The following is an 18,270-nucleotide window of genomic DNA, read 5'->3' on the forward strand; positions in this document are numbered from 1 at the left end:
CCATGCGTTGGTCGACGGAAGGGTTTTCGATGCAGCCGATCGCGTTACCCGTCACCATCCTGTGCCTGATCGCCGTCCTCGGGATCGTCGTCCGGCTGCTCTTGCGGCGCGGCTGATCGTTCCGCCGCGGTCGTTCCCGCGTGGCGGAATCACTCCGACGGCCGCAAACCTGTTATCGTCACGACTTGAATGGGAGGATCGACCGTTGTTCCGTCACCGACAAGGGCACGCGGGGGACGCGACGGCGGTCGGGGCGTGCGGCGATGACGCGCGCCCGAGGCGCGGGGCGGGAGGGTGACGCGTCCCGCCCGCCGGGTACCCGGTACGCCGCGGACCTTCGCGGGCCAGCTTGCCCGCCATCAGGGCGTCGGGCCGGGGTTCGATGCCCTGCGCGTGGCGCTGGCGCTGTCGATCCTGACCTATCACAGCTTCGACGTGGTGCGCGGGCCGGAAGCCGCCACCGGGGCGGCGTGGCTGCTGATCGAATCGCTGCTGCCGATGTTCTTCGCGCTCAGCGGCTTCCTCATCACCGGCAGCGGGCAGCGGCTGTCGCTCGGCAGCTTCCTGCTCCACCGCGGGCTCCGCATCTTTCCCGCCCTGTTCGTGGAGGTCCTGTTCTCCGCGCTCATCCTGGGCGCCTTGGTGACCAGCCTGACGCCGTCGCAATATCTCGCCTCGCCCGGGACGTGGCGCTACCTCCTGAACATCACGGGGAACATCCAGTACGTCCTGCCGGGGGTGTTCGTCGGGCACCCGCATTCCGGGATGGTCAACGCTTCCCTGTGGACGATCCCGTGGGAACTCGCCTGCTACGCGTTCATTTCCGTCGCGATCGTCACCGCCGTCATCCGTCGCCCCGCCGCGATGGTGATCGTGTCCCTCGGCGCCGTCCTGTTGCCGCTGATCGTCTATCTCGCGCTCCCGTATATTCCGGGCGGTTCGGCGATGGCGGGATCGGGCGGCTACGGCCGGGCATCGGGGCTGGTCGGGGGGGTCGTCGCCCGGATGACCCGGGTGCTGCTGAGCTGGGAATTCCGCGTCGTTCCGTTCTTCATGGCCGGGTGCGTCTGCTACATCCTGCGCGAGGCGATCCCCTATTCGGCCCGGCTGGCCGCGCTGATCGCGATCGCGCTGGTGGCCGCTTGCCTGTTCCTCCCGGCGCGGTGGGATACGCCGATCCTGAACGCGGTCCTTTGTCCCGCGCTCGTGTACCTGACCGTCTTCATCGGGCTGACGCCCTTGCCGCGATTGCCCGTTTTCGATCGCGGCGATTATTCGTACGGGATCTACCTGTACGGCTATCCGATCCAGCAGACCCTGTACGCCGTCGGGATCGCACGGGAAGGCTGGCTCTGGCACGCAATGGTCGGCGCCGTCCTGGCGTGCGCGTTCGCGGCCTTCTCCTGGCACGTCATAGAGCGTCCGATCCTCAGCCGGCGAAAATCGATCGCGCGCCTGATCCTTTCGGACTGGCGCGACTGACCGCCCGCGCGGGTCGGGGCGCGCCGCGGCGACGGGTGGCGGCGATGTCCACCTTGCCGGTTTTTCGGAACATGATAATCCGGGAACGCACGGTATGTAACCGAACGGAGGGTGAGATGGCGTTCGATTATCGGCTGTCGGACGGGATCGGGACGATCACGTTCGACCGGCCCGCGCAGATGAACACGCTGACGCGCGCTTCCGCGGTGGCCTTGGCGAGGCTGTTCGACGAGACCGATGCGGACGATGCGGTCCGGGCGCTGATCGTCACGGGGGAGGGGCGCGCGTTCTGCGCCGGTGCCGACCTGTCGGGCGGCGGCTTCGGGACGGGGGATGACGGATCGGACCCGGCGCGCGACTGGGGCGGGATCCTGACGATGCGGATCTTCGACAGCGTGAAGCCGATCGTGGCGGCGGTGAACGGCGTCGCCGCCGGTGTCGGCGCGACGATGCAACTGCCGATGGATGTCCGCATCGCCTCGACGGATGCGCGGTTCGGCTTCGTCTTCAGCCGCCGCGGGATCGTGCCCGAATCCGCATCGTCATGGTTCCTGCCGCGCGTGGTGGGGATCAGCCGCGCGCTCGACTGGTGCTATTCCGGCCGCGTGTTCGGGGCCGACGAGGCGCTGTCGGCGGGGCTGGTACGGTCGCTGCATGCCCCCGGCGACCTGATGGAGGCCGCGCGGACGCTTGCGCGCACCTATGTGGAGGGGACCGCGCCGGTGTCCGTCGCGCTGACCCGGCGGATGATGTGGCGGATGCTGGCCGAGCCTGCTCCGATGGCCGCGCACCTGATGGAAAGCGCGATGATCCCCACGCGCGGCAGATCGGCCGACGCGCGCGAGGGCGTGGCCGCATTCATGGAAAAGCGTGCGGCGGTGTTCCCCGATACGGTGTCGGCGGGGCTGCCGGAGGTTTAGCGGCGGCCGGCATGAGCGCAGGCGTCGCCGCGACCGGCGTCGGCGGATCAGTTCACGCCCCGTTCGGAGCCCGCCCAATAGCGTTTGCGCAGCTCCGCTTTCTGTACCTTCCCCGACGCATTGTGCGGCAGGGCGGCGACGATATCGATCGACCGGGGCGCCTTGAACGCCGCGATACGCGTCCTGGCCCAGGCGATCAGGGCGGGGGCGTCGATGCTGCGGCCGGGGGCGGGAACGACCACCGCCTTCACGGCCTCGCCCCAATGCGCGTCGGGCACGCCGATCACCGCGACCTGCGCCACGTCGGGATGGTCGGCGAGCGCGTTCTCGACCTCCGCCGGATAGATGTTCTCCGCCCCGGACACGATCATGTCCTTCAGGCGATCCTTGATGAACAGATATCCGTCGGCGTCGAGGCATCCGGCGTCCCCGGTGCGATACCATCCGTCCGCGTCCAGAACCTGCGCGGTCGCGTCGGGCCTGTTCCAATAGCCGTTCATGACCGAGATGCAGCGGATCGCGATCTCGCCGTCGGTCCCGTCGGGGACCGCGACGCCGGCCGCATCGACGATCTTCAGCTCGGTTCCGGGCAGCGCGCGCCCGGCGGACCGCATCCGCGGATTGCCCGCGACGTCGTGGTCGTCGGGGGGCAGCGCGACGCAGGTTCCGCTCGTCTCGCTCATGCCGTAGCTTTGCGCGAAACGACACCCGAACACCTCGATCGCCTCGCGCAGCAGGTCGAGCGTGATCGGCGCCGCGCCGTAGATCATCGTGCGGATGCGACGATAGTCGACCTCGCGCGAGCGCGGATGGTCGATCACCATCTTCATCGCGGTGGGCACCAGCCCGACCTTGCTGATGCGGCGGTGCGCGATCGCGTCGAGGACGTCGCCCGGATCGAAGCCTTCCTGCACCACCGCCTCGCCGCCGAAGAACAGGGTGCGCGCCAGCATCCCGAACCCGCCGATATGCGCCAGCGGCACGGGCACCAGCGTCACGTCGTCCGCGCTCCAGTCGTCCCACGGCACCGCGGTGCGGCGGCGCAGCGTGCTGGTGCCGAACAGGCTGCGATGCGACAGCATGACGCCCTTGGGCAGGCCGGTCGTGCCCGAGGTGTACATCATCAGCACCGTATCGCGCGCATCGACCGCCACGTCGGGAGCGATCATCCGCGCGTCCAGCCAGGCGCCGTCGACCAGCGTTCGCGCATCGAGCGTGGCGATCGGCGGCGCGCCGGCGGGGGTACGATAGCCGTCCCCCAGCACCAATGCCCGCGCGCCGCAGTCGGCAAGGATATGCGCGATCTCCAGCGGCGCGAGGCGCCAGTTGATCGGGACGAAGATCGCCCCCGCCCGCGCGCAGGCGAGGGCGAGCAGCGCCACGACGTCGCTGTTCCGTCCCAGCCAGGCGATCCGGTCGCCCGCCACGATCCCGTCGCGCAGCAGCGCATGCGCGATGCGGTTGGCGTGCAGATCGAGTGCGGCATAGGTCCAGCGACGGTCGGCGAAGGATAAGGCGGCGGCATCGGGCCGGGCCGCGGCGTGATCGCGCACCAGCGCGCCGAAGGTGGAGATGGCCACGGTATCGAATGGGTTCATGCGGGCTCTCCCCTCACTGGCGCGCACGATACTTGACGACCGCATCACACCGGATATGCTACGTAAGCGAACGATACATAACAACACCTTTCCGCGAAGGGGGACGGGCGTGGATTTCCGGTTGCCGCAGGACCTGCCCGATCGGCGGCACACGCCGTGTGGGCGCAGCGATCGTCACCGTCGCCGCTATCGTATCACCGATGGGGCGCAGGAGGTCCGGATGCGCAGGATCGCGAAGGAAGCCTGACATGACCGACACGCGCCGCCCGAGCGGCATCGACTACGACGCCTTCATGGCATTGCGGGAAACGGACAAGGCGTTCTCCTACGACGATACGCTCACGCTGCTCTACGCACTGGGCATCGGCATGGGGCGCGATCCGCTGGATCCGCGCGAGTTGAAGTTCGTGTACGAGGGCGCCGGCTTCGTCGCGATGCCGACGCTGGCGGTGGTGGTCGCGCGGTCGATGCTGGCGCGCACGCTGCCGATCGACAAGGCGATGCTGCTCCACGGCGAACAGACGCTGACGATCCACCGGCCGCTGCCGACCGCCGCGCATCTGCTCGCCGATACGCGGATCACGAAGATCCTCGACAAGGGGGAGGGGAAGGGCGCGCTGATCTACAGCGAGACCGCGGCGCGGCTGGCGGCGGACGACGCGCCGTTGTTCACGATCGGCATGACGTTGGTCGCGCGCGGCGACGGCGGCTTCGGCGGCCCGGCCGGGCCGACGACCGCGCTGCACGACGTGCCCAATCGGGCGCCCGACCACGTGCATGTCACCGATACGCGCGCGGATCAGGCGCTGCTGTACCGCCTGACGGGGGACCGCAACCCGTTGCATGCCGATCCGGCGCTGGCGACGCGCGCGGGCTTCCCCGCGCCGATCCTGCACGGCCTTGCGACCTATGGCATCGCCTGTCGTGCGGTGATGGCGGTGGCGGCGGATTACGATCCGGCGCGCATCGCGGGGTTCGACGTACGGTTCACCTCCCCCGTCTTCCCCGGCGACCGGATCGCGACCGACGTGTGGATCGACGGCGGGGTGGCATCGTTCCGGTGCTGCGTGCCCGATCGCGGGGTCACCGTCATCAACAACGGCCGCTGCCTGCTGACGCCGCGGTAGCTCGGTACCGCGACGATCGACGGGCTACACCCGGCGCCCTAGTCGATCATGTCCGCCCGGATCGTCCGCCCCGCCAGCGCGAAGTGCAGCGCGGCCCATCCGAAGGCGACCGCACACCCCGCCAGCGCCTGTCGCAACCCCTGCGCCGATGCGGCAAGACAGCGCGGATCGGTCGCGGTGCCCGCGCGGCACAGGTCGGCGAACCCCGCGACCGCACGCGCCGCCAGCATGTCGCTGAGCAGCCCGATGACCAGCGGACCCAATCCCAGGCCGAGCAGCGTGATGCCCAGCAGCAGGATCGCACTGGCGGTCGCGCGCATCCGCGGCGCGACCAGCGAATGGAGCGCGCCGAACAGCGGCCCCTGAAACACGCCGAGCAGCGTCGCCATCGTCAGGAACAGGATCGTCGCGGGCACGACCGCCGTGGCGGTGAAAGCGAGCGCGCACAACGGCGCCGCCAGCGCCAGCGCGGCGGCGGTCGTCCACACCAGCCAGCGCCGGTCGCGCACCGCCAGCCGCTGCGCCAGGAACCCGCCCGACAGCGTGCCGATGCCCAGCACCAGCCCGGTGCCGACCCCGCCGATCAGGCTCGCCTGGGCCAGCGGCAACGCGAAGGTCCGCATGAAATGCGCGGTGACGAACGCGAAGACGCCGTAGGAGCCGAACAGCATCAGCCCCGCGCCGAACGCCAGATGGCGGAAAGCGGCCTTGCCGAACAGCAACCGCGCGACCTCCGTCAGGGGCGGCACGTCCGCGGCGGCCACCGGTGCCTGCCGGCGCGGATCGCGCAGCGTGAACCACGCGATCGCGGCGAGCGCGAGGCCGGGAACACCCGCGACCACGAAGGCCCAGCGCCAGCCATAGGCCTGCCCCACGAATCCGCCGATCAACGCGCCCAGCACGCTGCCCAGCGTGTTGCCGGAATGGAAGACCGCGAGCGCGCCTGCACGTCGCGCGACCGGATAATGGTCCGAGATCAGCGAATGCCCCGTCGGCGTCGCCCCCGCCTCCCCGATCGCGACGCCGATGCGCAGCAGCAGAAGCTGCATGAAGCTGGTGACCAGCCCGCACAAGGCGGTGAAGGCGGACCACGCCAGGATGCACAGCGTCAGGATCGTGACCCGGTCGCGCCGCTCCGCCAGCCGCGCGACGTACAGGCCCAGCAGGGTGTAGAAGATCGCGAAGCTGGTCCCGCCGAGCAGGCCCAGCTGCCAGTCCTGCAACGCCAGTTCCTGCTTGATCGGCTGTTGCAGGACGTTGACGATCGTGCGGTCGACGAAGTTGGAGGCGTAGGCGCCGACCAGCACGGTCATCAACCACGCCCGCGGCGTGGCCCGGACGGGCGTGCTCACGCGGCCCGATACGGCGGATGGAAGGCCGCGATGGCGTCGCCGGTGCCGCGGGTGAAGACGCCGCGCGGGTTGGAGAATTCGCGGAACCCCTCCACGCCGTGGTGGCGGCCCATCCCGCTGTTGCCGATCCCGCCGAAGCCCATGTTGGGCAACGCGCCCTGCATCGCGCAGCAATTGATCGCCGCGCCGCCCGACGACGTGCGATCCACCACGCGTGCGGTCATCGCCTCGTCCGCCCCGAACACGTACAGGCCCAGCGGCCGCTCGCCCGCGTTGATCCGTGCGATACCGTCGTCGACATCGTCGTAGGGGACGACCGGCAGGATGGGGCCGAAAATCTCCTCGCGCATCACCGTCGTGGCCGGGTCGGGATCGATCACCAATGTCAGCGGCATCCGCCGCGTCGCGCGGTCGGTGATGCCGCCGTCCTCCGGCGCGATCACCGTCGCGCCATGGTCGCGCGCGTCCGCGATCATCGCCTCGATCCGGTCCATGTGGCGGTCGGAGACGATGCCGGTGCAATCGTCGCTGCGCGAATAATCGGGCGCGGTTCGGCGGATGTGGTCGCCGGCGAGCGCGACGAAGGCGTCGACCTCGGCGCGCGGCACCAGGGCATAGTCGACCGAGATGCACATCTGCCCGTTCTTGATGAGCTTCGTCCCGATCACGTCGGCGACGCTGTCGGCGGTGACCGATCCCGGCGTCAGGAAGGCGGGACATTTGCCGCCGAGCTCCAGCGTCACGGGGACCAGGTTGCGCGCCGCCGCCATCATCACCTGTCGCCCGACATCGGGACTGCCGGTGTACAGCAGGTGATCCCAGCGCAGGTCGCAGAAGGCGCGCGACAGTTCCAGCCCGCCCTCCGCCACCGTCACCAGCGTCGGATCGAAGGTTTCCGCGACCATCCGCGCCATCAGGCGGGCGCAGGCCGGGGTATATTCGGACGGCTTGATGATCGCGCGATTGCCCGCCGCCAGCATGTCGATCAGCGGGCCGATCGCCAGGTCGAAGGGGAAATTCCACGGGACGATGTTTCCGATCACGCCCTTCGGCTGATAGCGGACCTCCGCACTGGCGGTGCCGAAGAGGGCGGGATCGACCGCGCGCGCGGAGGGGGCCATCATCTCCGGCAGCGCCGCGATCGCGGTTTCGGCACGCGCGACGACGCCGTGGACCTCGACCATCGCGGCCGCCGTCGCTGGGTGGCTGGCGAAATCGGCCTGCATCGCCGCGACGACCTCGCCCTCGTGACGCAGCATCATGTCGATCAGCGCGCGCAGGGTCGCGACGCGTGCCGCCGGCGACGGGTACGGGTCGTCGAGGAACGCCGCCTTCTGGCGCGCGAACGCCGTGTGCAGCGCCGCGATGGCGTCGTCGTCGCCCGGTACGTCGGTCCCGCGTTCTTCCGCAATGATGGCCATCAGCTGTCTCCCATGAGGTCGATCGCGCGCACTTCCTCGTACGATGCGCGCAGGTCGTCGATGTAATCCGCGATGTCGGGCATGATCTCGCGCGTGGAGGTGACGGAGATCGACATCTCCCAGTCCATGCCCGTGACGACGTGGAACAGGCCCAGCCCCGGCGACATCGGCCCGAACGCGGCATAGGCGAGGAACTTCGATCCCGCGAAATACCAGTCGCCCGGCGGGTTGGGCACGTTCGTGACGACGAGGTTGGCCATCGCGAAGCGCTGGTCGGTCCGCTCCGCCGCCGCGGTCACGCCCCGCATCACGCGCCCGCGCACCGCATAGGGGGTCAGGGCCAGCAGGTCGGCGAAGAAGGTGCCGCCCAATTGCTCCGCCTGCTCCTTGCCCTGCATGCTCGACCGCTGGATCGCGGCCAGTCGCTCGACCGGGTCGGCGATGTCGGTGCCGATCGCGACGCGCATCGCGGTCACCTTGTTGCCGCCTTCCAGCGCGTCGCCCGCGCCGCGCACGTTGATCGGACACATCGCCACCAGCGAGCGGCCGGGGTTCTCGCCGTGCCGTTCGAGGTAGCGGCGCAGCGCCCCCGCGATGATGGTCAGGACCAGGTCGTTCATCTTCGGCCTGCCCAGCCGCGCGCGCATCGCCTTGAACTCGGAAAGCGGGAAGATCACCCAGTCCAGCACGCGGTGCGACGATACCGCCGCCTGGAACCGCGTGCGCGGCGCGGTCAGCCCGGCCGGATCGTCGCGCGCCGCCAGCGCGCCGCGCACCGCGCGCTCGCCCAGCGTCGTCAGCGCCGCGGCATTCTCCACCCATTGCCGCGCATTGGCGAACATCGCGCCGACCGCCCATTGCGCGACGCCGGGCGCGCGTTCGGGCACCCATGGCTGCGCCGGCGGCTCGGGCTCCGCATCGGGCGCGGCCTGCATCAGCGCCCAGATCGCGGCCGCACCCGCGGCTCCGTCGAATGCGGCATGGTGCAGCTTGATGAGGATCGCGAAGGCGTCGGCGGGGACGCCGTCGACGTCCTCCAGCCCCTCGATCACGTACAATTCCCACAACGGCCGGTGCACGTCCATCGGCCGCGACATCAGGCGCGCGGCGAGGATGCCCAGCTGCCGCCGGTCGCGCGGGCGGGGCAGGCCGATGTGGCGGACGTGGAATTCCAGGTCGAAGTTTTCGTCGTCGACCAGCACGGGCTCGTCCAGTTTGAGCGGGCTGAACATCAACCGTTTGCGCAGGTTAGGTGCCAGGTGCAGGCGACGGTCGAGATAGGACAGGATGTCGCGGTGGCGCACGAACGATCCCGGCGCGGTGGCGGGGTCGAGGACGATCAGCGCGCCGATCAGCGGCGGCGTATTGGGCCGCTCGACGTCGAGGAACGCCGCGTCGGTCGCCTCGATCCGCTTCATCGTGCCGCTCCTTCCGTGATCCCTCACCTCCGTTCGCCCTGAGGAGAGGCTGAGCGACGTCGAAGCCTGGTCTCGAAGGGCACGCGCAACGCGGCTTCGAGACGGCATTTCGGCTTCGCTCGATGTCTCCTCGGCACGAACCGAGGCGCGCCCGCCTACGCCGCCACCGGCCGTTTCCCCACCATCACCGTCTGCGCATTGGTATAGGCCAGCAGGCCGTCGAGCGCGGATTCGCTGCCGATGCCCGACGATTTGTGCCCGCCGAACGGCGCGTGCGGCAGGATCGCCTGCGGCTGGTTGATGAAGACGTTGCCCGTCTCCAGCCGGTCGCCCAGCGCGATCGCGGCGTCGACGTCGCCGCCCCACACCTGTCCGCCCAAACCGTATTCGGTGGCGTTGGCGCGCGCGACGACGTCGTCCGCGTCGCGCCATTTCAGCAGCGGCAGGACGGGGCCGAACTGCTCCTCCTGCACGATGCGGCTGTCCTCGGGCGGGTTGTCGATCAGCGTCAGCGGCAGGAAATATCCCGGCCGGTCGATCGCGTCCCCGCCGATCAGGAAGTCGTATCCTTGTGCCTTCGCATCCGCGATCATGTCCTTCACGCGCGCGAACTGCGCGCTGTTCTGCATCGGGCCGAAGCGCGTGCCCTGTTCGGCGCCGTCGCCGACCTTGGCCGCGCGTGCCAGGTCGGTCAGCGCCGCGGCGAAGCGGTCGTAGATGTCGGCGTGGATGTAGAGGCGCTTCACCGCGACGCAGATCTGCCCGCTGTTGCCGAAGGCGGCGGCGAAGACCTGCTTCGCGACCGCGTCGACATCGACATCGGGCAGCACGATCGCGGCATCGTTGCCGCCAAGTTCCAGCGTGACCCGCTTCAATCCCGCCGACGCGCTTTCCATCACCTTGCGCCCGGTCGCGGTCGATCCGGTGAAACTGATCTTGTCGATGCCGGGATGCGCGGTCATCAGCGGACCGAGCGCGTCGCCGCCGGAAAGGACGTTCAGCACCCCCGCCGGAAAGATATCGCGCGCCAGCTCGCCGATCCGCAACGTCGTCAGCGGGGTGAAGGGCGACGGCTTCAGAACGACGGTATTGCCCGCCACCAGCGCCGGCGCGGCCTTCAGCATCGCCAGGATGACGGGGAAGTTCCACGGCGCCAGGGCGCCGACGACACCGATCGGCGTGCGCCGCACCTCGACGCGGCGGTCGTCCGAATCCTCGGTCACCTGCACCGGCAGGTCCATGTTGCCGTACACCTTGCACCACATCGCGCCGCCCAGCACGTCGCCGGTGGCATCCGCATGCGGCTTGCCCTGCTCGCTGGTCAGCAGGCGCATCAGCTCGTCCTTGTGCGCCTTGATCGCCTCGCCCAGCGCCTTCACCATCGCCTGTCGCTGCGCGATCGGCGTCGCGCGCCAGGCAGGAAAGGCGCGGCGCGCGGCATCGACCGCGGCGTCCAGCTCGGCGACGCCGCAATCGGGCGCCAGCGCCACGATTTCCTCCGTCGCGGGATTGAGGACGCTCAGGTGCGCGGCGGTGTCGACGGCCTTGCCGTCGATCGTGGCGGTATAGGTCATGCGGGTTCCTTCGGACGGTAACGATCGACCAGCTCGCGGCGCAGGAGCTTGCCGTTGGGGAGGCGGGGGAGCGCATCGACCAGGTCGATCGAGCGCGGAACCTTGAACCCTGCCAGATGTGTGCGACAATGATCGCGCAATGCGTCGGGCGTGGGGGCGGGGACGGCGGGATCGAGCTGGACCACCGCCTTCACCTCCTGCCCGAACTCGTCGTCGGGCACGCCGATCACGGCGGCGTCGATCACCGCGGGGTGGAGCGCCAGCGCATTCTCTATCTCCTGCGGATAGATGTTGACCCCGCCCGACAGGATCAGGTCGGCGCGCCGGTCGGCGAGGTACAGGTAACCCTCCGCATCGACCGAGCCGACGTCGCCGTGCGTCCCCCATCCCTGCGGGCTGAAGGTCGCGGCGGTCTTCGCCGGGTCCTTGTGATAATCGAACGGCACCGGATTCTCGAAATAGACGGTCCCGATCTCGCCGACGGGCAGTTCCGCCCCGCTTTCCATGTCGAGGATGTGGATCGCGCCGGTCAGGCTGCGTCCGACCGAACCGGGGTGCGCCAGCCATTCTTCGCTGTCGATCGCGGTCAGGCCGCAGCGTTCGCTTCCGGCGTAATATTCGAACACGATCGGGCCGAGCCATTCGATCATCGCGCGCTTCACGTCGGGTGCGCACGGCGCGGCGGCGTGGACGACGACGCGCAGGCTGGACAGGTCGTAGCGCGCACGGACATCGGCGGGCAGCCGCAGCAGGCGGACGAAATGCGTCGGCACGAACTGCACGTGCGTCACGCGATACCGCTCGATCGCGGCCAGCGCGGCCTCCGCGTCGAAGGACGGCATGTGGACGATCGTCCCGCCCTGCACCAGCACGGTGCCGGTGAACCCGATCGGGGAGGAATGATAGAGCGGCGCGGGCGACAGATAGACGGCGTCGCCGTCGATCGCATAGGTCGCGGCCAGCATCGTCTCCAGGCTGTTGGGCGTGCCGAACGTGTCGCCGGTCGCGCCGCGCAGGATACCCTTGGGCTTCCCCGTCGTCCCCGACGAATAGGGCATCGCGCCGCCGTCCTGCTCGACCGCCGGGCGATCGGGGGAGGCGGCGTCCAGCACGGCGTCGAAATCGCGGAATCCGTCGCGCGCCGCCCCGACCGCCAGCCGCAGCGACACCGCGGGCAGGCCGTCCGTCGCCTCGCGCGCCAGCTCCAGCAGCATCACGCTGGTCACGACCGCGCGCGCGTCGCTGTTGTCGACGACGTACGCGATTTCCGCGGGTTTCAGGTGCCAGTTGACGGGGACGAAGAACATGCCCGCACGCCGGACGCCCCATTGCGCGACGAACCACGCCAGGTTGTTCTCCATCAGCACCGCGACGCGATCGCCCGCGCGCAGTCCCGCATCGAGGAGGACGTTGGCGAGGCGGCGCGAGCGGTCGTCGAGCGCGGCATAGTCGATCGCCGCGCCGGTGTCCGACATGATCGCGGCGGTGCGAACATATTGTTCGGGCATCATTCCTCTCTCTCCGCGCCGGTCTAGTAACCTGCCAGATAGTACGCAACAGAATTATATTGATCCGTCCCGTAATGTGCGCGATAGAACGCCACCAGACGATCCGGCGCAAGAGCGAACGGGCAGGAGGGAGCGGGATGTTGAGGACGCGGTTCACCGAAATGTTCGGGGTGGAACATCCGATCGCGCAGGGCGGGATGCAGTGGGTCGGCACCGCCGAGCTGGTGTCCGCCGTCGCAAATGCCGGCGCGCTGGGTTTCCTGACCGCGCTGACGCAGCCGACGCCACAGGCGCTCGCCGACGAGATCAAACGCTGCCGCGACATGACGGACAAGCCGTTCGGCGTGAACCTGACGGTGTTTCCGACGATCAACGCGCCCGATCACAACGCCTATGCGCAGGTGATCATCGACGGTGGCGTACGGATCGTGGAGACCGCGGGTACGCCCGCGATCGCGGAACAATGGGCGATGTTCAAGGCCGCGGGGCTGAAGATCATCCACAAATGCACCAGCGTCCGCCATGCCCTCTCGGCCGAGCGCAAGGGCGTCGACGCGATCAGCATCGACGGCTTCGAATGCGCGGGTCACCCGGGTGAGGACGATATACCCGGTCTGATCCTGATCCCCGCCGCCGCCGACCAGGTGACGATCCCGATGCTGGCGTCGGGCGGCTTCGGCGACGGCCGCGGCCTCGTCGCCGCTTTGGCGCTGGGGGCCGACGGCATCAACATGGGCACGCGCTTCTGCGCGACGCGGGAAGCGCCGATCCACGACGGGATCAAGCAGCAGATCGTCGCCAACGACGAACGCGCGACCGAGCTTCTGTACCGCAGCTACCGCAACACCGCGCGCGTGGCGAAGAACACGATCGCCAGCGAGGCATTGCGCATCGAGCGGGAGGGCAACGGGTTCGAGGCGATCGCGCACCTCGTCAGGGGCACGCGCGGCAAGGAGGGGCTCGATTCGGGCGATCCCGAACACGGCATCTGGTCCGCCGGGATGGTGCAGGGACTGATCCACGACGTGCCGACGGTCCGCGACCTGATCGACCGCATCGTCGCGGAGGCGGAAGCGATCATCGATCGCCGGCTCGCCGGGATCACGCAGGCGCGGACCGCGGTCGGGGCCTGACCGGGACATGGCGCGACGGGCGCCGCACGATTCAACGATACGTCGCCGGGGGGACCGGCGCGATGGGAGGGTGACAATGGCGCACAGGACAATCGCATCCGTTTCGATCGCGGCACTTGCCGCCGCCCTCGCGTGGACGGCGCCCGCCGAGGCGCAGGACGCGGCGGGCCTGGCCGCCGCCGGCACGACGCCGGCCGACGCGGCGACGCAGGAGCAGGCGTCGGATACCGCGATCAACGACATCGTCGTCACCGCGCAACGTCGCGAGGAATCGCTGTCGCGCGTGGGCGTGTCGGTGACCGCGCTGGGGAGCGAGCAGCTGGTGCGGCAGGGGATCGGCGAGCCGCAGGACCTGGTCGGCCTCGTCCCGGGGTTCCAGGCCACCTCCACCTATGGCGGCGCGACCGTCTACACCCTGCGCGGGATCGGCTTCAACACGCGCAACCCCTCGTCGACCGCGCCGATCGGGCTCTATCTCGATCAGGCCGCACTGCCCTATCCCTATATGGCGCAGGGCGTGTCGTTCGATCTGGAACGGGTCGAGGTGCTGAAGGGGCCGCAGGGCACGCTGTACGGGCGCAACGCCACCGGCGGCCTCATCAACTACGTCACGGGCAAGCCGACCGACACGCTGAAGGCGGGCCTGACGTTCGAGGTCGGCAACTACCGGACCGTCAACGTCTCCGGCTTCGTCGCGGGCCCGCTGTCCGACTCGGTCCGCGCGCGCGTCGCGTTCGACAGCCAGAACAGGGGGCAGGGCTGGCAACGCAGCGTCACCCGCGACGAACGGCTGGGGCAGATGTACCAGCAATCGTTCCGCGGCACGCTCGATTTCGGCAACGGCGGCCCGCTGACCGCGTCGCTGACCGGCACCTACTGGAACCGGCACGGCGACAGCCTGGCCGGGCAGGCGATCTTCTACATCTACGGTACGCGGCCGGTCGCGAACCCGCGCACCGCGGCCAGCATCATCGCCAACCCCACCAGCAACACGCAGGCGGACTGGAATTCGATCGGCAACCAGCCGCAGGCGGACATCGGCATCTTCCACCCCGCGCCGCTGGTCGATTCGCAATTCTCCGCCACGTCGCTGAACGTCGGCTACGAACTGTCCGATACCGTGCGGATCGCGTCGCTGACCAGCTACAACGAACTGCATCACCGCGACGTGTCCGATGCCGCGGGCGTGCAGACCGAAAGCATCTTCCAGGACACGACCGGGCGCATCCGCTCGGTCAGCGAGGAATTGCGCCTGATCGGCGAAAGCGACCGCTTCAACTGGTCGATCGGCGGCTATTTCGCTGACGATCGCGCGACCGAGCGCGATATCGGCTACAACGACCAGAACGGACAGATCGCGCTACTGCGCGGCCTGGCGCAAATCCTGCCGCAGACGCGCTACACCCCCGCGCAATTGCGACGCAGCTTCGGCAATTACGATGTGCGCGGCCAGATCGATTCCAACGTCTATGCCGGCTTCGCCAACGCCGAGTACAAATTGAGCGACCTGTTCAAGCTGTCCGTCGGCGGCCGCTACACGCAGGACAAGCAGCGCTTCGCCGGGTGCGTCCGCGACTATCTGGGCGGCAACGTCGCGCTGGTGAACACGGTCTATCCCGTGCTGACGCGCACCGGCGGCACCTACAATCTCGCACCCGGCCAGTGCTACACGTTGCAGAGCGACCTGCGCGGGTTCGTCGGCAATGCGGGGGTGCAGCGGCAGCAGGACCAGAGCAACTTTTCGTGGAACGTGACCGCGACCGTCACGCCGACCGACACGACGCTGTTCTACGGAACCGTGGCGCGCGGCTTCAAGGCGGGCGTCTTCCCGATCTTCGCCGCCAGCGTGGAGACGCAGCTGGATCCGGTGCGGGAGGAGGAGCTGACGTCCTACGAGGTCGGGACGAAGCTGGGCCTGTTCGACCGGCGGATACAGCTCAACGTCAACGCCTTCTATTACGATTATCAGGACAAGCAGATCTACGGCCGCGTCACCGATCTGATCTTCGGCACGCTGTCGCGCATCCGCAACGTGCCCAAATCGCGGGTCTACGGCGTCGAGGGCGACGTGACATGGCGGATCGTCCCCGCGCTGACCTTCTCCGCCGCCGGCGCGTATCTCAATTCCAAAATCACGAGCGACTTCGCCGATTTCACCGAACTCGGCGTGCCGACGAACTTCAAGGGGCGGCCGTTCTCCTACACCCCCGAATGGCAGGGCAGCGCGACGCTGGCCTATGACGCGCCGATCACCGACACGCTGCGGCTGGTCGCCTCCGCGACCGCCAATGCGCAGGGGAAGAGCAGCGCCGATTTCGCGGGCGATCCGCTGTGGCGGATCAAGGCGCGGACGCTGGTGAACGGCACGATCGGCGTCGCGTCGGACGAGGGCTGGGAACTGACCGCGTACGGGAAGAACATCTTCAACGAATATTACTGGGCCGGCGTGACGTCCGCGATCGACACCGTCATCCGCTACCCCGGCATGCCCGCCGAATACGGCCTGCGCGCCAGCTTCAGGTTCTGAGGTGGTCCGTCCTGCCGGGCAGTCCCGGCAGGACGGATGCCGTCAGAATCCCACCGCGTCGCCGCCCTTCAGTTCCAGGATCGCGCGCGCCTCGTCCGGGGTGGCGACTTCCAGCCCCAGTCCTTCGACGATCTTGCGCGCCTGCCGCACCTGCGCGGCGTTGCTTTCCGCGAACCGGCCCGGACCGATCCACAGCGAATCCTCCAGTCCCACGCGCACGTTGCCGCCCATCGCCGCACCGATCGCGACGATCGGCATCTGGCTGCGGCCCGCGCCCAGCACCGACCAGCGGTAATTGTCGCCGAACAGGCGGTCGGCGGTGCGCTTCATGTGCAGGACCTCCTCGGGATGCGGGCCGATGCCCCCCAGCAGGCCGAACACCGTCTGGATGAACAACGGTGCCTTCACCAGTCCCTCGCTCCAGAAGTAATGGAGGTTGTGGAGCATCCCGGTGTCGTAGCATTCGAACTCGTACCGCGTGCCGGTCTCGTTCAGCGTCTCCAGCGCGTAACGGATGTCCTTGAAGCTGTTGCGGAAGACCAGGTCGTGACTGCCCTCCAGCATCTCCGGCTCCCACGCATGCTCGAACTGCGTGAAGCGTTTCAGCATCGGGAACAGCCCGAAATTCATACTACCCATGTTCAGGCTGGCGACCTCGGGCTTCCACACCGCGGCGGGGCGGATACGCTCCTCCACGCTCATGTACGGCGATCCGCCGGTGGTCAGGTTCACGACCACGTCGCTGCGCTGCTTGATGAGTTTCAGGAACGGTTCGAACGCCTCGGGCGACTGGTCGGGGCGGCCGTCCTTCGGGTCGCGCGCATGCAGGTGGACGATCGCCGCGCCCGCCTCCGCCGCGCCCAGCGCCGCATCCGCGATCTCCTGCGCGGTGACGGGCAGGTGCGGTGACATCGACGGAGTGTGGATCGACCCCGTCACCGCGCAGGTGATGATGACTTTCTGCGGCATGTCCTTCTCCTTCAGCCTGTTCGCCAGCTGCGGGCGAGATCCTCGCGGTGCGCGGGCGCGGCGATCGCGATCAGGGCGGCGGCGCGGGCGTCGTGGCTCAACCCGCGCAGGTCGGCGGCGCCGTGTTCGGTCACGACGATGTCGGTATCCGTGCGCGACAGCGTCGCCGGGCCGCGCCCGGTACCCGCGGGGACGATCCGGCTCGCCGCGCGCGCGCTCGCGGGTAGGGCGAGGATGCGCAGGCCACCGCCCAGCGCCGCGCCGCGAGCGAAATCGGTCGCGCCCCCGGTGCCCGAGTTCCAGCCGCCGGCCGTCCGTTCCGAATACCCCTGCCCGAACAGGTCGACTTCCATCGCGGAATTGACCGCCACGAAATCGCGGTGCCGCGCGATCGTCGCCCAGTCGTGCGTGTGCGCGACCGGCGCGAAGCGGATGCCGCTGCCGGGCAGCGCGTCGTACAATCGGCGCGTGCCGATGGCGAGGCCGGTGACGATACGCTCCCCCCCCGGAACCGCGCCACTGTCGAGAAGGTCGATCGCCCCATCGCCGATCAGGCCGGAATGGATCGACAGGTCGCGCCGGTCGCGCAGCGCGCGCAGCACCGCGCCCGGCAGCGTCCCGATCCCCACCTGCACCGTCGCGCCGTCGCCGATGAACGCCGCGACATTGGCGGCGATCGTGGCGGTCCGCGGGTCGGGGGCGCCGTCGTCGACCTCCGTCAACGGCTGCGGCGCCTCCACCGCGGCGTGGAAGGCGTCGCGCGGGATGCCGGGATGCCCCGACGTGCGCGGCATTAGCGGATTTATGTGCGCGATGCGGACCGGGATATCGCGCCACAGGTCGGCGATGAAGTCGACCGTCGGGCCGAAGCTGCACATCCCGTCCGCGTCGGGTGGCGCAACGCTGAACAGGGCGGCGTCGATCGCCCGCGACGACAGCCGGCGCCGGATGTCCGAATAGGCCAGCGGCAGGAAATCGACGCGATCCCCCGCCTCGGCAAGCTCGGGCGTCATGAAGAACGTTTCGAACCGCGCCGTCGGATTCGCCAGCCACGGCATCCGGTTGACGCCGGGAACGACGATCCCGGTGAAGGTCAGATGGTCGGTATCGCGCACCAGTCCGGGCAGGGCGACGGAGGCGGCGGCACCGCCCTCCACCAGTACAAGGCTCCCCTGGGGCAGCAGATCCGCGATCCGGGTCATTCCTCTTCCTTCGCCGCCACCCTATGCAGAAGGCGGCAG

General features: G+C 69.1%; 13 protein-coding genes. 5 read left to right on the top strand and 8 right to left on the bottom strand.

The window, feature by feature from the left end:
- Positions 1 to 294: 294 nt before the first annotated feature.
- The gene (locus tag ASG29_RS04150) at positions 295 to 1,482 is read left to right on the top strand and encodes an acyltransferase family protein (protein ID WP_055980428.1); all 1,188 of its coding nucleotides are present in this window, start codon (positions 295 to 297) and stop codon (positions 1,480 to 1,482) included.
- 116 nt (positions 1,483 to 1,598) lie between these two features.
- Entirely contained in the window at positions 1,599 to 2,402 is an 804-nt protein-coding gene (locus tag ASG29_RS04155) for an enoyl-CoA hydratase-related protein (RefSeq protein ID WP_055980431.1), read from the top strand.
- Between the two features lie 47 nt (positions 2,403 to 2,449).
- Here ASG29_RS04155 and ASG29_RS04160 read toward each other — a convergent pair whose 3' ends face one another.
- Positions 2,450 to 4,000 carry an AMP-binding protein gene (locus tag ASG29_RS04160; protein WP_055980433.1) on the bottom strand — a complete coding sequence of 517 codons (1,551 nt, stop codon included), beginning with the start codon at positions 3,998 to 4,000 and terminating at the stop codon, positions 2,450 to 2,452.
- Between the two features lie 248 nt (positions 4,001 to 4,248).
- On the opposite strand from ASG29_RS04160, the gene ASG29_RS04165 reads away from it, so the two are divergent.
- Positions 4,249 to 5,127: a MaoC/PaaZ C-terminal domain-containing protein gene (locus tag ASG29_RS04165; RefSeq protein ID WP_082515597.1), complete on the top strand. Its 879-nt coding sequence runs from the start codon at positions 4,249 to 4,251 to the stop codon at positions 5,125 to 5,127.
- 38 nt (positions 5,128 to 5,165) lie between these two features.
- Here ASG29_RS04165 and ASG29_RS04170 read toward each other — a convergent pair whose 3' ends face one another.
- The 5 genes from ASG29_RS04170 to ASG29_RS04190 all read right to left on the bottom strand — a co-directional run bounded on the left by ASG29_RS04170 (position 5,166) and on the right by ASG29_RS04190 (position 12,403).
- A complete protein-coding gene (locus ASG29_RS04170) occupies positions 5,166 to 6,479 on the bottom strand; it encodes a spinster family MFS transporter (RefSeq protein ID WP_055980436.1) in 1,314 nt (437 codons plus the stop codon).
- Complete coding sequence (locus ASG29_RS04175) at positions 6,476 to 7,900, bottom strand: aldehyde dehydrogenase family protein (protein ID WP_055980440.1); 1,425 nt, start codon at positions 7,898 to 7,900, stop codon at positions 6,476 to 6,478. The genes ASG29_RS04170 and ASG29_RS04175 overlap by 4 nt, the downstream gene beginning before the upstream one ends.
- Positions 7,900 to 9,318, bottom strand: coding sequence for a wax ester/triacylglycerol synthase family O-acyltransferase (locus tag ASG29_RS04180; RefSeq protein WP_055980443.1), 1,419 nt, complete (start codon positions 9,316 to 9,318; stop codon positions 7,900 to 7,902). The genes ASG29_RS04175 and ASG29_RS04180 overlap by 1 nt, the downstream gene beginning before the upstream one ends.
- A 155-nt stretch (positions 9,319 to 9,473) precedes the next feature.
- The gene (locus ASG29_RS04185; RefSeq protein WP_055980446.1) at positions 9,474 to 10,892 is read right to left on the bottom strand and encodes an aldehyde dehydrogenase family protein; all 1,419 of its coding nucleotides are present in this window, start codon (positions 10,890 to 10,892) and stop codon (positions 9,474 to 9,476) included.
- The gene (locus ASG29_RS04190) at positions 10,889 to 12,403 is read right to left on the bottom strand and encodes an acyl-CoA synthetase (protein WP_055980449.1); all 1,515 of its coding nucleotides are present in this window, start codon (positions 12,401 to 12,403) and stop codon (positions 10,889 to 10,891) included. Before ASG29_RS04190 ends, ASG29_RS04185 begins: the two co-directional genes overlap by 4 nt.
- A 134-nt stretch (positions 12,404 to 12,537) precedes the next feature.
- Between ASG29_RS04190 and ASG29_RS04195 the strand changes: the two genes are divergently transcribed.
- Together ASG29_RS04195 and ASG29_RS04200 are read left to right on the top strand one after the other, a co-directional pair.
- Positions 12,538 to 13,533 (top strand): NAD(P)H-dependent flavin oxidoreductase, encoded by a 996-nt coding sequence (locus tag ASG29_RS04195; protein WP_055980452.1) that lies wholly within the window; start codon positions 12,538 to 12,540, stop codon positions 13,531 to 13,533.
- Between the two features lie 76 nt (positions 13,534 to 13,609).
- The gene (locus ASG29_RS04200) at positions 13,610 to 16,060 is read left to right on the top strand and encodes a TonB-dependent receptor (RefSeq protein WP_055980456.1); all 2,451 of its coding nucleotides are present in this window, start codon (positions 13,610 to 13,612) and stop codon (positions 16,058 to 16,060) included.
- A 42-nt stretch (positions 16,061 to 16,102) separates the two neighbouring features.
- Here the strand turns inward: ASG29_RS04200 and ASG29_RS04205 are convergent, their stop codons facing one another.
- Together ASG29_RS04205 and ASG29_RS04210 are read right to left on the bottom strand one after the other, a co-directional pair.
- Positions 16,103 to 17,029 carry a 3-keto-5-aminohexanoate cleavage protein gene (locus tag ASG29_RS04205; RefSeq protein WP_055980459.1) on the bottom strand — a complete coding sequence of 309 codons (927 nt, stop codon included), beginning with the start codon at positions 17,027 to 17,029 and terminating at the stop codon, positions 16,103 to 16,105.
- Positions 17,030 to 17,040: 11 nt separating this feature from the next.
- Positions 17,041 to 18,231: an acetyl-CoA hydrolase/transferase family protein gene (locus tag ASG29_RS04210; protein ID WP_055980462.1), complete on the bottom strand. Its 1,191-nt coding sequence runs from the start codon at positions 18,229 to 18,231 to the stop codon at positions 17,041 to 17,043.
- Positions 18,232 to 18,270 lie beyond the last annotated feature (39 nt).

Source organism: Sphingomonas sp. Leaf412 (assembly GCF_001425405.1).
Taxonomy (GTDB): Bacteria; Pseudomonadota; Alphaproteobacteria; order Sphingomonadales; family Sphingomonadaceae; genus Sphingomonas.